At 60.4% G+C, this 13,071-nt stretch carries 14 protein-coding genes; all 14 read left to right on the forward strand.

Annotated elements, in window-relative coordinates; genetic code table 11:
• Nucleotides 1–3 precede the first annotated feature (3 nt).
• The 14 genes from nifT to ACLFLU_RS07985 all read left to right on the forward strand — a co-directional run bounded on the left by nifT (nucleotide 4) and on the right by ACLFLU_RS07985 (nucleotide 13,033).
• Complete coding sequence (nifT, locus tag ACLFLU_RS07920; protein ID WP_426411712.1) at nucleotides 4–228, forward strand: putative nitrogen fixation protein NifT; 225 nt, start codon at nucleotides 4–6, stop codon at nucleotides 226–228.
• Nucleotides 225–1,088: an SIR2 family NAD-dependent protein deacylase gene (locus tag ACLFLU_RS07925; RefSeq protein WP_426411713.1), complete on the forward strand. Its 864-nt coding sequence runs from the start codon at nucleotides 225–227 to the stop codon at nucleotides 1,086–1,088. Before nifT ends, ACLFLU_RS07925 begins: the two co-directional genes overlap by 4 nt.
• Before the next feature lie 383 nt (nucleotides 1,089–1,471).
• Complete coding sequence (gene nifB, locus ACLFLU_RS07930) at nucleotides 1,472–2,968, forward strand: nitrogenase cofactor biosynthesis protein NifB (protein ID WP_426413931.1); 1,497 nt, start codon at nucleotides 1,472–1,474, stop codon at nucleotides 2,966–2,968.
• A gap of 12 nt (nucleotides 2,969–2,980) precedes the next feature.
• A complete protein-coding gene (locus tag ACLFLU_RS07935; RefSeq protein WP_027545442.1) occupies nucleotides 2,981–3,205 on the forward strand; it encodes a 4Fe-4S binding protein in 225 nt (74 codons plus the stop codon).
• A 135-nt stretch (nucleotides 3,206–3,340) separates the two neighbouring features.
• The gene (locus tag ACLFLU_RS07940; protein ID WP_426411714.1) at nucleotides 3,341–3,661 is read left to right on the forward strand and encodes a nitrogen fixation protein NifZ; all 321 of its coding nucleotides are present in this window, start codon (nucleotides 3,341–3,343) and stop codon (nucleotides 3,659–3,661) included.
• Between the two features lie 248 nt (nucleotides 3,662–3,909).
• Complete coding sequence (locus tag ACLFLU_RS07945) at nucleotides 3,910–4,269, forward strand: DUF3024 domain-containing protein (protein WP_234685258.1); 360 nt, start codon at nucleotides 3,910–3,912, stop codon at nucleotides 4,267–4,269.
• A 36-nt stretch (nucleotides 4,270–4,305) separates the two neighbouring features.
• On the forward strand, nucleotides 4,306–4,575 hold the full coding sequence (locus tag ACLFLU_RS07950; RefSeq protein ID WP_426411715.1) for a hypothetical protein: 270 nt from the start codon (nucleotides 4,306–4,308) through the stop codon (nucleotides 4,573–4,575).
• A gap of 974 nt (nucleotides 4,576–5,549) precedes the next feature.
• Nucleotides 5,550–6,434, forward strand: coding sequence for a nitrogenase iron protein (nifH, locus tag ACLFLU_RS07955; RefSeq protein ID WP_027545437.1), 885 nt, complete (start codon nucleotides 5,550–5,552; stop codon nucleotides 6,432–6,434).
• Between the two features lie 158 nt (nucleotides 6,435–6,592).
• Nucleotides 6,593–7,273, forward strand: coding sequence for a nitrogen fixation protein NifQ (locus ACLFLU_RS07960; protein ID WP_426413932.1), 681 nt, complete (start codon nucleotides 6,593–6,595; stop codon nucleotides 7,271–7,273).
• 685 nt (nucleotides 7,274–7,958) lie between these two features.
• Nucleotides 7,959–9,149: a homocitrate synthase gene (gene nifV / locus ACLFLU_RS07965; RefSeq protein WP_426411716.1), complete on the forward strand. Its 1,191-nt coding sequence runs from the start codon at nucleotides 7,959–7,961 to the stop codon at nucleotides 9,147–9,149.
• Nucleotides 9,150–9,342: 193 nt separating this feature from the next.
• Nucleotides 9,343–9,684 (forward strand): nitrogenase stabilizing/protective protein NifW, encoded by a 342-nt coding sequence (nifW, locus tag ACLFLU_RS07970; protein ID WP_426411717.1) that lies wholly within the window; start codon nucleotides 9,343–9,345, stop codon nucleotides 9,682–9,684.
• Nucleotides 9,685–10,184: 500 nt separating this feature from the next.
• Complete coding sequence (locus tag ACLFLU_RS07975; protein WP_426411718.1) at nucleotides 10,185–10,376, forward strand: hypothetical protein; 192 nt, start codon at nucleotides 10,185–10,187, stop codon at nucleotides 10,374–10,376.
• A gap of 228 nt (nucleotides 10,377–10,604) precedes the next feature.
• A complete protein-coding gene (locus ACLFLU_RS07980; RefSeq protein ID WP_426411719.1) occupies nucleotides 10,605–11,714 on the forward strand; it encodes an electron transfer flavoprotein subunit alpha/FixB family protein in 1,110 nt (369 codons plus the stop codon).
• Between the two features lie 11 nt (nucleotides 11,715–11,725).
• The gene (locus tag ACLFLU_RS07985; RefSeq protein WP_426411720.1) at nucleotides 11,726–13,033 is read left to right on the forward strand and encodes an FAD-dependent oxidoreductase; all 1,308 of its coding nucleotides are present in this window, start codon (nucleotides 11,726–11,728) and stop codon (nucleotides 13,031–13,033) included.
• The last annotated feature ends 38 nt before the right edge of the window (nucleotides 13,034–13,071 follow it).

The raw sequence follows: 13,071 nt of genomic DNA on the forward strand, positions 1-13,071 counted from the left end.
CTCATGAAAGTCATGATCCGCCGCTCTCCCGAGGCGGGCCTGTCGATTTATGTGCCCAAGAAGGATCTTGAAGAGCGGATCGTCGAATCCGAGCACGAGACACTGTGGGGCGGTTGGATCAGATTAACGAATGGATGGGTGCTCGACCTGCCCGAGATGGCGAGCGATACGCCGCTGCCGATCACGGTCAATGCCAAAAGGATGGGCGGGGACGGCGATGAACGATGAGCGCAATGCCGCAAATCAACTGTCTCAAAGGGACGGATGCAGAGGCGCTGCTCGCCAATGTTGCGGCCAGACTGCATGCCGGCAGCATTGTTCCCTATCTCGGGCCCGGGCTCGCCGAGTTGTCCAAGCCTGACGTGCCAGTGACACCTGACGCGCTGGCGATCTTCTTCGGCACCAAGGTCGCGCTGCCGCGCCGGGCCCGCGGCAATCCTTGGGCTGCAGCACAGCATATCGAGAGCAACAAGCATCGGTCTACCGTGACAGGGTTGATGGCTCAGGCGTTTGCCGCACCGGTCGAGCCGACAGCCTTGCATCGTTATCTTGCTGCGTTACGCTTACCAATGATCGTCGATACCTGGTATGATGGCGCGATGCGCGCATCGCTTGGCAAGCGTGAGGGCTGGGGCGAAGTGCAAGGGATTACCCGCGCCGGCATCGGCGAGCTTCGCTGGTACCGTTTCTATGATGCCGATGGCAACGAGGTCGAGTCCCCGGCTGCCGGCGCCTGGACCACGGTCCTCTACAAGCCGCATGGCGGCGTGCTGCCGGCAAGGAACTTCCTGATCTCCGACGCCGATTATGTCGAGGTCCTGACCGAGATCGATATCCAGTCGCCCATTCCGGAGATCGTCAAGCAGCGGCGGCTTGGACGGAGCTTTCTTTTCATCGGATGTCGGTTCGACGATCAGCTGCTACGCATTTTTGCGCGGCAGATCACGAAGCGCTCGGCAGACGTTCACTACGCACTTGTCGAACCCGATGCCCTCTCGCGCAACGAGCTGAGATTCCTGCTCGACCAGGGCTTGACCCCGCTCGCGATTGCGATCCCGCGCGCCGTGGAGATCTTGCTGGCCAATTAGAGGCGCTGGCAAAGCGAAGCCAGTCCACCTCGCCCGGCCCGTGGCAGCCGTTCGATCACGGTGAAACGTGCTTGTGCCGCTGAGCAGGACCGCGTTGGTGGACAGGCGCCGTCATCGTTCTCAGCATCCCAACGCCTGTCGCATTTCCAACATGCCGCATGCTCGCTGTCGTGTGCCCAACAGGGCAGATCACTCTCGCTAACAGATTGGTACAAATAAGAAAACCCGTCGCCTGCCGCGATGGCATGTGAGTTGCTAATCCACGTTCAGGAGCTCGCTCAGGAGTGGCTCCGGAAAGCCTGTTTGGCTTGGAGAAAGAACTGAACATGGACGCAGTGGAGTGCGGCAGCAGCGCTAAAAATGTACGAGAAGGCGGCGAGGCCATGCTGGCCGCCGAGCCCAAGAGGTGCGGCACCTTGGTCAGTCGCGGCAAAGCGAGCTGCGGGGCACACGGGGGCCAAGGCGATCTGCCGCCGGCGATTTGGGAAAAGGTGAAGAAGCACCCCTGCTACAGCGTCGAGGCACATCATCACTACGCGCGCATGCATGTTGCGGTCGCGCCAGCTTGCAACATGCAGTGCAACTACTGCAATCGCAAATATGACTGCGCCAATGAATCGCGCCCGGGCGTCACCAGCGAGAAGCTCACGCCCGAGCAGGCGGCTAAAAAGGTGCTCGCGGTCGCCTCCCGCATTCCGCAGATGACCGTGCTTGGCATTGCCGGTCCTGGCGATCCCCTGGCCAATCCAGATAAGACCTTCAGGACTTTCGAGCTCGTGGCCAAAGCCGCGCCCGATATCAAACTGTGTCTATCCACCAACGGGCTCGCCTTGCCCGATCACGTCGATACCATCGCCCGGCTGAACATCGAGCACGTCACCATCACAATCAATATGATCGATCCCGAGATCGGCGCCCAGATCTATCCGTGGATCTTCTACAACCACAAGCGATACAGTGGGCTCGAGGCGGCGAAAATCCTGACCAGGCGTCAGCTCAAGGGCCTCGAAATGCTCTCCGCGCGAGGCATTCTTTGCAAGGTCAATTCAGTGATGATCCCGGGCATCAATGAGCGGCACCTGGTTGAGGTCAACAAAGCCGTGAAGTCGCGCGGCGCGTTCCTGCACAACATCATGCCGCTGATCGCAGTCCCCGAGCACGGCACCGTGTTCGGCCTCAAGGGTCAGCGCGTGCCGAGGACAAGCGAATTGAAGGCACTGCAGGACGCATGCGAAGGCGAGATGAACATGATGCGCCATTGCCGCCAATGCCGCGCCGACGCGGTCGGACTGCTCGGCGAGGATCGAAGCGCGGAGTTTACGAAGGAGAAGATTGTGACCATGACCGTCAACTATGACCCTGAGGCGCGCAAGGCCACCCAGGCTGGAATCGAGGAGGAACGCCGCGCCAAGATAATGCCAAGGCAGGAGGAAGTGCAGGAGCATGCAGGCGGGATAAGCGACATCAAAGTGCTGATCGCGGTCGCAACCAAGAGCGCTGGGCTCATCAATGAGCATTTTGGGCATGCCAAGGAGTTCCAGGTGTATGAAGTATCGCAATCCGGCGCCAAATTCGTCGGTCACCGCCGCGTCGATCACTACTGCCAGGGCGGTTATGGTGCGCAAGATGACCTTGCGGCCATCATCCGCTCCATCAATGACTGCCACGCCGTGTTCGTCGCTAGGATCGGTGGTCGGCCGACGGAAGAGCTCCACAAGACTGGCATCGAGCCGGTCGATCAATACGCGCACGAGTTCATCGAGACGTCCGCGATCGCATGGTTCAGCTCTTATCTCGAGAAAGTGAAAAGCGGCGAGATCCAGCATGTCGACCGGGGTGACGGAGCAATCCGGCAGGACCCGATGATGTCGGTGGCGTGAAGAGGACATCGGATGCCGTTCAAGATCATTTCTTCGCAATGCACAGGCTGCTCCGCTTGTGAGACCGAATGTCCCAACGTGGCAATCTTCGAGAAGGGCGGAACGTTCGTGATTGACCCGAAAAAATGTACCGAATGCATCGGTCACTTCGAGGAGCCGCAATGTGTTGCGGTCTGTCCGGTCGACAAGACCTGCGTCATCGACACCTCATTGCCGCGATACCAGCCGCCGGCCTGAACGAGCGTAAGCTTCATGGAGTTCACGTTGACAGTAGCTGAAGAGAAAATCGCCCGCTTCATCCCGGCAGGCGCGGCCACGGCGTCCAGCGAGCTTGCAGAATGCGGCCCGATCAAGTTCACGACGGAGTGATGCATGAGCAACATCGTCCGCGACAGTGACGTCATAGAGCTGGATGGACCGCCGGTCTTCAACCTTGGTGAAAAGGTGAAGGCCAATCGCACCGTTCGCAATGACGGGACCTACGCCGGCAAGGAGATCGGGGACATCCTGGCCAAGAAAGGCGAGGTCGGTTACGTCGTTTCCATCGGGACGTTCCTGCAGCAATTCTACGTCTACGGTGTCGAGTTTCTTCAAACCGGCCGCCGGGTTGGAATGAAATGCAAGGAACTTGATTCGGTGGACGCGGACTCTGAGCTCGACAGTCGGCCATTGCGGGAAGGGCCCCCATCATGATCGCGCACCTTCATTCGACATCCGAATGGCGCCCGCGGCTCAAATCCGCCGGCGATCCCATCAACGGCGGCTTGTTTCACGCCTGCGCGCCCTTGACGGCTCTTGTAGGCACTGGCCGCATCGGTGAGATCGTGCGTTTGAGAGCGAGCACGCAAGCGAACATTGGGACCTAATTTCCATAGTTTTGCCGGGCGGCCGGTCGGCTGCGCCTGAAGCGCAAAGAACGCGGCTTTAAGGGGGCTTTCACAATGAATGCTGCGGTCATGAAAAGGGCAGTCGTCGGCCTCAAGGCTCACCCGAACGAGGTCGATCGCAAGCGGATCGAATGCGCATTGGGCTCCCGCAGACGCTATCGTTATGTCTCACCCAGTGTGAAGCCGGTTAAGGGGGGATATCTCATCGAGAGCCCCTGCTGCTCACGCGACATCGACAAGGATGGCGGCGTGATCGATGTCGCGTTGATCCATCATGACGCCGTGTGCGGACTGTGGAAGATGTTTTGGAAAGACCATGCGCGAGGAATTTGGCAATTCCACAGCGTCCATCAGCGGCTGAGCGCAGCGACAGATGAGCTGAATGCCGATCTCGACCGGGTGTTCTGGCGGTAACGCTACTGTTTACGCACACAAACGATAAAGTCGGTCATGGCACTGGACGAAAACGAACTGATCGAACTTGAACAACTGATCACGGCGGCAGGAGGCCGCGCGAGCCCCCTGACCGAGCTGCGGCGCCGCTTTCCGCATCTCGCCCTGGTACGATGCGATGCCTCTGATGTCACCGAGCCGCCCTTTCGCAGCTCTCCGCATTATGACCTGCACTTGATCGACCGATCCGAACACTGCGTCCAGATCACAGCCGATCCGCTGCTGGCGATTGGCATTGTTTTGGCGGCAAGGGACCCTTCGGGGTGACTGGGGTTGCGCTCGCAGATGTTCACGGCCCTTTCGCGGGTGGGGGCAAAAGCGCATCACCGTTGCCGCCGTGACGAGTTCCGGGACGTGGAAAAGATCGCCGATGTCGTGCGCTGCCGCTTTCGCACCGATGAGGATCGAATTCGTGGAAACGATCACTGGCGCGTCCATCAACATGGGCATGCGCGCAGTTCTCTGCGAGGAACCTCTGGAACTTGATCGAAGGCAGCCGTTCCGGGAGCGGCGATGTGGGTCAGCTATTAATGTCTCGATCGCGATCTTCGCGTCGATTGTCGCGAAAAAGCCGCATGCGAGCGGCCTGAGTCAGGCTCTCGATGACCGATCAGCGCCCGCTCATGCTTCGCTTTCGTGAGGACCGCAGTCGGCACCAGGTGGAATACCAGCCAATCGATATCCCTGCGCACTGGCACTCGGAAGCGTCTCGGTTTCGATGTCGTGATGCAGCGCGAACGGGAAGACCAACCGGTCATCGCATCTTCATCAAGCGCGAACACCTGTCTTTGGTGTGCACGGGGCCGCTCGAACTTCGATGCTGATCGGAGCATCGCTTCTGAAAATCGTGCCGAGAGGCTCGATCGCAGTTGCATTTCAAACCATCCGCAGTTCCGTTTGGCGCACGAATGCGCATTCAATCTTATGTTTCGTCAAAAATTGTGAGCGCTGTCAGATTACACACAGCCGCACAGCTGCTGTCAGGTTCGAAACATCCCGCGCGATGAGAAATCTCGCGAAGTTGTAGTGCATCATCCGAAGCTTAAACAGGCCGCCGGCGTTGGCACGGCAGTTGCTACTGCGATGCAGCAACACTGAGTAAGGGCTGAGTGCACGCCGACGCGCAAGACGAGCGATGCTCTCCTACCCTTGGACCCGTGTGCCCCGTTTCTGAAAGAGAAACAAGCTCGCGTGCAAAACTGCACGCAATCTTTGGCAAATCGGTTGATGGAGAGAGCAACATGGCTTCACTGAGACAAATCGCGTTCTACGGCAAGGGTGGTATCGGAAAGTCGACCACGTCCCAGAACACGCTGGCGGCGCTGGCGGAGATGGGTCACAAGATCCTAATCGTGGGCTGCGATCCCAAAGCGGACTCCACTCGCCTTATTCTGCACGCCAAGGCGCAGGACACAATCCTGAGTCTGGCTGCCAATGCCGGCAGCGTCGAGGACCTCGAACTCGAGGACGTGATGAAGATCGGCTACAAGGACATTCGCTGCGTCGAGTCGGGCGGCCCGGAGCCCGGGGTCGGCTGCGCAGGCCGCGGTGTCATCACCTCGATCAACTTCCTGGAGGAGAACGGCGCCTATGAGGAGCGCGACTACGTTTCCTATGACGTCCTCGGCGACGTCGTCTGCGGCGGCTTTGCGATGCCGATCCGCGAGAACAAGGCGCAGGAAATCTACATCGTGATGTCCGGCGAGATGATGGCCATGTATGCCGCCAACAACATCTCCAAGGGCATTCTGAAATATGCGAGCTCCGGCGGCGTGCGGCTCGGTGGCCTCATCTGCAACGAGCGGCAGACCGACAAGGAGCTGGAGCTCGCGGAAGCGCTCGCCAAAAAGCTCGGCACTGAGCTGATCTATTTCGTGCCGCGCGACAACATCGTGCAGCATGCGGAGCTGCGGCGCATGACCGTGTTGGAATACGCGCCGGACTCCAAGCAGGCGGATCACTATCGCAACCTCGCGGGCAGGATCCACAACAATGGCGGCAAAGGCATCATCCCGACTCCGATCACCATGGACGAACTCGAGGACATGCTGATGGAGCACGGCATCATGAAGGCCGTTGATGAGTCCATCGTCGGGAAAAGCGCTGCCGAACTTGCAGCATCGTAAAAGGACGCAGCGCGACAGCACCGGCCCACCCAAATCCAAAAAGGAGGGCCGGCAGCCGGGCGAAAGGGTGGCTCCCAAGGGCCGACGCGGTGATGCAAACTTGACCAATGTGGAAAGGGTAGCGGACGCCCATGTTCGAAGAGCAGTTCTATCCTGTTATGGTTGTCGAGACGAATGATGGGAGCGTCCAGGGACGTGGCGCAATTGCCAGCTATCGCCTTCTGACCGGGATGCTCCCCGCAGATGCCGACACAAGCAATGACAGCAGTTTCGACCGCCATGTGCTGGCGTCCATTCTGGCTGCCGGTGCGATGGAAGGTGGTCTTCTGTTTGAGAAGGTCGGCCTGTCCAGCGATGAGCTGGCGGCTTTGCTCAAGCAAAATTTTCCGTCGGTTCGGATCAAAGGCGATGACTTGCTGCTGGGTTCCAAGCGCGATGACAACGACGAGGTTACAATGGTACGTGATCTCTTGCTCGCGCAACGATCGACGGAAGGGGACACCGGCCGTTGGCTGGCCGCGATGATCGCGCGCCGCGTCATGGAGCCGAATCATCTGTGGGCAGATCTCGGATTGCGCAATCGTGGTGAACTGTTGCGTCTCCTCAACCGCCATTTCGGGCCGCTCGCCAGGCGCAACGTCAACAACATGCGCTGGAAGCGTTTCTTTTATCGCAGGCTATGCGAGGACGAGGGGCTCATCTTGTGCACGACGCCGGTGTGCACAGAGTGCAAGGACTTCAACCACTGCTTTGGCGATGAAAGCGGTGAGAGCCGCATGGCCGAGCGCCGGCGTGACGTTCTGTTGGCGCCGGCCGCTCCGGTCGCGGGCGGCAACTGACCCGTATTCCCGCCTCCCGATAGGTAGTTCTTTGGCGCAACTGCCGCCCGACGGTCGCGCAGCTGGCCGACCAGGTGCAGGTGACGCGGCCCAATCTGGTGCAGCGGATTACGGCGCCAACCAGCGAGATGATCTTGTGCTCAAGGCCGGCTTGCGCCCAAGCTGTAGCGGTTTGACGGGCTCAGTGCTTTGGCCGGCGCGGACAGAGAGTGCGGCTGCGGCGATCTGTTCGGGCGAGGCTGCTCAACTCCGACGTCCCGGCGCCGGCAGGCCTCCGTCCATAAGATTGTGGATCAGTCGTGCAAGCGGTCCTGCTGCGTTTGAATGAAGCCTGATGTCTCACAACCGTTTTCGACACCGATACCACCCAGCATCCGACACGTTGCTTACGGCGGCGGCGTCCTTGTCACTATGACCGAAGCCGATCTCCTGACGCGATGTGCCTGGTTTAGCGAACCGATGAACCCTGACGCGTCGGTCTGACAGTCGATCCGCGCCGTAACCCGAACCGATCCAGGACGCAGAATGGAGAGAGCTCAACTGGCGCGTCTGTTTTGCGACACCGTCGTTCTGGCGACATCCGACTGCGGGCGAAAAATGATGGATCTTCAATAGTGTGGGACGCTGCGGGCGTGGCATGCGGTTTGCCAAAGCAGTCCTTGCCAAGCACAATCAGGAGGCTTCGTTGATTGACGCCAAAGCCATCGCTGCCAAGCCGGCATGGTCCGATTCGCTGTGGAACCAGCGGACCGTGCTCAATGACACCACGCTGCGCGATGGCGAGCAGGCGCCTGGTGTTGCGTTCACCACAGCTGAAAAGGTGGCCATCGCGCATGCGCTGGCGCGGGCCGGCATCACGGAGATCGAGGCGGGGACCCCCGCCATGGGCACTGACGAGATCGCGGCCATCCGCGCCATTGTCGAGGAGGGGCTGCCGCTCACCCCTATTGCGTGGTGCCGCATGCGTGAGGCCGATGTCGACGCGGCCATCGAGGCCAAGGTGTCGATGGTCAATGTTTCGATCCCGGCTTCAGACGTACAGATCGCAGCCAAGCTTGGCGGGAATCGCAACCAGGCCTTGCAGCAGGTGAAGCGGGTCGTGGGTTACGCCCGCGAGCGAGGGCTTGATGTCGCCGTCGGAGGCGAGGACTCCTCCCGCGCCGATGTCGACTTTCTCATCAGTCTCATCGCGGCTGCGGAAGCCGCGGGCGCGCGCCGGTTTCGTGTCGCCGACACGCTCAGCGTCCTCGATCCCGACTCCGCCTATGCGCTGATCGCGCGCCTGCGCGCCACTAGCGATCTCGAGCTCGAATTTCACGGCCACGACGATCTTGGGCTCGCGACCGCCAACACGCTCGCTGCCATCAGGGGCGGCGCGAGCCACGCTTCGGTCACTGTCATCGGGCTCGGCGAACGGGCCGGCAATGCGCCACTCGAGGAAGTTGCGGTCGCACTCAAACAGCTCTACGGGCGTGACACCGGCATCGTGCTGCCGGAGCTCACAGACGTCGCCGCGCTGGTCGCGACCGCGGCCACACGTGCGATTCCTCTCAACAAGGCGATCGTCGGGGAGCATGTGTTCACGCACGAATCCGGCATTCACGTCGATGGGCTGTTGAAGGACGAACGCACCTATCAAGCGCTCGACCCGCACTTGCTGGGTCGCTCCAATCGGATCGTGATCGGCAAGCATTCCGGGCTTTCAGCCATCACCACGCTGCTCGGGGAATTGCAACTCGCCGCGACCACCGAGCAGAGCAGACATATCCTGTCCCGAGTGCGAAAATACGCCGTCGAGCACAAGCGGCTGGTTGCGCGCGAGACGGTGGCAGCGATCTGGCGCGATGTTTGCCAATGCTCTTCCGATCGCACGTGAGTGAGCTCTCGGGTTTCACTTTGCCCGCCACCAAATCAATCTGAGCGCGGCCGAAGCTCTCACAGAGCTCGCTTGAAGTCCGAGGACAAGGGCTGTGCGGCCATCTCCAGGAGGGCCCACACCGCTTTTTCCGCGACCAACAGGCGCTGCCGGATCTCGACCGAGCGCGCGGGCCAATTCAGGGAGAATTTCGGTGAGCAACGCATCCCAGACGGCCGGCATCCTCGACCGCCTCAACAAGGCCTGCTCGGCTGAGGAGATCTTTGCGCTACTTGGCGTCGACTACGATCCCAGGATCGTCAATGTCGCGCGCCTGCATATCCTAAAGCGCTTGGGGCAACATCTCGCCAAGGAGCAATTCGCCGGTTCCGCAGAAGCGGAGATCGCTGCGCGCTGCAAGGCGATGCTGGAGCAGGCCTATGCAGATTTCGTGGCGTCTTCGCCGATCGACCAGCGGGTCTTCAAGGTCCTGAAGGATGCGGTCGCGGAGCCCAAGAGGCCGGCCGCCTTCGTGCCGCTGAGTACGCTGAAATAGCGTTCTCTTAAATGCCGTCTGCCTCAGAGCGAATAGCTGCGGCGCGCCTCGGCGCGCGCCTCTTCGTTCGGTCGAGTCTGTGGAGCGACGCGGGAGACGGCCTTGTCGCATTTCCGACGTATGACGCGGCCCTGTTGTCCCCGATGCCAAGAACCAAGTTAGCAACTGCGCCCAATTCATTCCTTTGGTGCATGACCTCGCGGTGTTCTCAGTTGGTATGACACTTGCTGCTCTGCACCTAAGTCCGCTCAACAACGAATCGAGCTTGTCCTGGAGAAGCGCATGCATAGCGTGCTCTGCATCAAACAGGTCCCCGACCCAGCGCAAATCCGCGCGCGGTTCCTGTCAAACACGATTGTGCAGCGGGGTGTACCGACAAACCGTCGCGAAGCCGTAGCCGCGGAGGCGTCCTCCAGTTCAGTGACTAGCCACCCCGTGGGATCACCGTGCACGCTATGGAACCATATTCACCTGAGCCCTGACTGCGGAAGGTGCGCACCTTGGGTGCCGAAGCTGCGGTGCTGTTTACCGAATGCTCCTTTGTCGATGACGCGACGCTACCCACGACGTACGCGCGCACGACCGCGATCTCGAAGACCAGGGAGCTATCTGGTGGCACCGCTGTCGTCTTCATTGGAAAGTCGGCCACTGACGGCGACATGGCCCAGATCGGCCCCCGAATCGCAACGTAGCCCTGTTTACTGCAGCTCAGCCACCTCGCCAGAATCGTCGGTCGCGAGCTCCGCGTCCGCAGCTTCTGATGCGGAGCACCGAGGGTACCGTCCTCCGCGAAGAAGGCCTTGGTTGTGAACCGCGAGCAACCGGCGAACACGCTCATCAGGGCCACGTTCAACCGACAGTCGAAGCCAGAGCCCAATCGTGTCGCGCAAGCGCGTGGATCGGAAGGAGAATGCAAAACCATGAGCAACGTCATCAAGGCTCCCACATCAGCCGCAGCGGGCCGCGCAGCAACGAAGAAGCAGTTGCCGGACCGGTTCAAAGCCTACAAACATGTCTGGGTGTTCGTCGAGCAGGAGCGCGGGCAGGTCCATCCCGTCTCATGGGAACTTATGGGGGCGGGCCGCAAGCTTGCCGACAGGCTCAAGGTTAAGCTTGCGGCTGTTGTCGTCGGCCCTGAGGGCGAGGCCACCCGCAACGCCGCGCTCGAAGCGTTCTGCTACAGCGCCGATTTGACGTATCTCGTGGCCGACAATGTGCTCTCGGATTATCGTAACGAGTCCTACACCAAGGCGTTGTCCGATCTCGTTGAGATCTACAAGCCCGAGATCCTGCTGTTAGGGGCAACAACGCTCGGTCGCGATCTTGCCGGCTCCGTCGCCACTACTGTTCTGACAGGGCTCACCGCCGACTGCACCGACCTCGACGTTGACCTGGATGGATCGCTTGCAGCCACCCGTCCGACCTTTGGCGGCTCGCTGCTCTGCACCATCTACACGCTGAACTACCGGCCACAGATGGCGACCGTCCGCCCGCGCGTGATGCCGATGCCGGAGCGTGTCGCGCGCGATCCCGGCCGCATCATCGTCCATCCGCTCGGCCTGGTGGAAGACGATATCGTGACCAAGGTGTTGTCGTTCATCCCCGACCGTGATTCGGCCAAATCCAATCTCGCCTATGCCGACGTCGTGGTCGCCGGCGGGCTTGGGCTCGGTTCTCAAGAAAACTTTCAGCTTGTGCGCCAGCTCGCCGGCGTGCTCGGTGCCGAATATGGCTGTTCCCGTCCGCTCGTGCAAAAGGGATGGGTCACCTACGACCGACAGATCGGCCAGACGGGTAAGACGATCCGGCCAAAGCTCTATATCGCCGCGGGCGTTTCCGGCGCGATCCAGCATCGGGTTGGCGTCGAGGGCGCCGATCTGATCGTCGCCATCAATACCGACAAGAACGCACCGATCTTCGACTTTGCCCACATCGCGATCGTCAGCGACGCCATGCATCTGTTGCCGGCGCTGACGGACGCGTTTCGTGCGCGGCTCTCGCCACATTCGCGCGACCGGATTGCGAGCTAAAGGAGGCTATCATGATCGAGGAAAGGTTCGATGCAATCGTTGTCGGCGCCGGTATGGCGGGCAACGCGGCGGCGCTGACCATGGCCAGGAAAGGTATGAAAGTGCTGCAGCTCGAGCGCGGCGAATATGCCGGATCGAAGAACGTTCAGGGGGCAATACTTTATGCGGAAATGCTGGAAAAGCTGATCCCGGAGTTCCGGGAGGACGCACCGCTTGAGCGACATCTGGTCGAACAACGGTTCTGGATCATGGATGATCGCTCCCATGTCGGGCTACATTACCGCTCTGAGGATTTTAATGAAGAGCGGGCTAACCGGTACACGATTATCCGGGCCCAGTTCGATCGATGGTTCTCCTCAAAAGTGCGCGAGGCAGGCGCGACCGTGCTGTGCGAGACCACCGTCACCGATCTTGCGCAGGATGCCTATGGCAGAGTCATCGGTGTTCGTACGGATCGCCAGGATGGCGAGATCCATGCAGATGTCGTGGTGCTGGCCGAGGGCGTGAACGGGCTGCTTGGCACGCGTGCGCGCCTGCGCGAGCGCCCGAAGCCTAACAAGGTGGCTCTCGCGGTGAAGGAAATGCACTTTTTGCCGCGCGAGACCATCGAAGCGCGTTTCAATCTGAGCGGCGACGAAGGCGTTGTCATCGAAGCTGCGGGCACGATTTCCGGCGGCATGACGGGAATGGGCTTCATCTACGCCAATAAGGAGTGCATTTCGCTCGGGATCGGGTGTCTTGTCGCAGACTTCCAGCGCACCGGTCGGACACCCTACGAGCTGCTCGACCACTTCAAGCGCCACCCATCGGTCGCGCCCCTGATCGAGGGGTCCGAGGTCAAGGAATATTCCGCGCACCTCATCCCCGAGGGCGGCTACAAGGCCATCCCGCAGCTCTACGGAGACGGCTGGGTCGTTGTCGGTGACGCGGCGCAGCTCAACAACGCCATTCATCGCGAGGGGTCCAATCTTGCAATGACGTCCGGACGGATCGCGGCCGAAGCGATCTTCCAGATGAAGTCACGCCGGCTTGGTATGACTGCGGAAAATCTCGCGCTCTACAAGAGGATGCTGGACCGCTCCTTCGTCTTGAAGGACATGAAGAAGTACAAGGACATGCCGAGGCTGATGCATACCAACTCGCAAAACTTCTTCCTGACCTACCCCCAGCTCATCTCCAAGGCGATGCAGACCTACCTTCGGGTGGACGGTACGCCAAAGTCCGAGAAACAGAAGTCGACGCTGAAATCCTTTGTCAATGCGCGGTCCTGGATAGGACTGTTCGGCGATGCATTCCGCTTCGCCCGCGCCTGGCGCTAATTGTTCGAAACGCGAACCCGAAACCAATGAGGCTGACT

Origin of the sequence: Bradyrhizobium ganzhouense (genome assembly GCF_049949285.1) — a bacterium.
GTDB lineage: Bacteria > Pseudomonadota > Alphaproteobacteria > Rhizobiales > Xanthobacteraceae > Bradyrhizobium > Bradyrhizobium ganzhouense.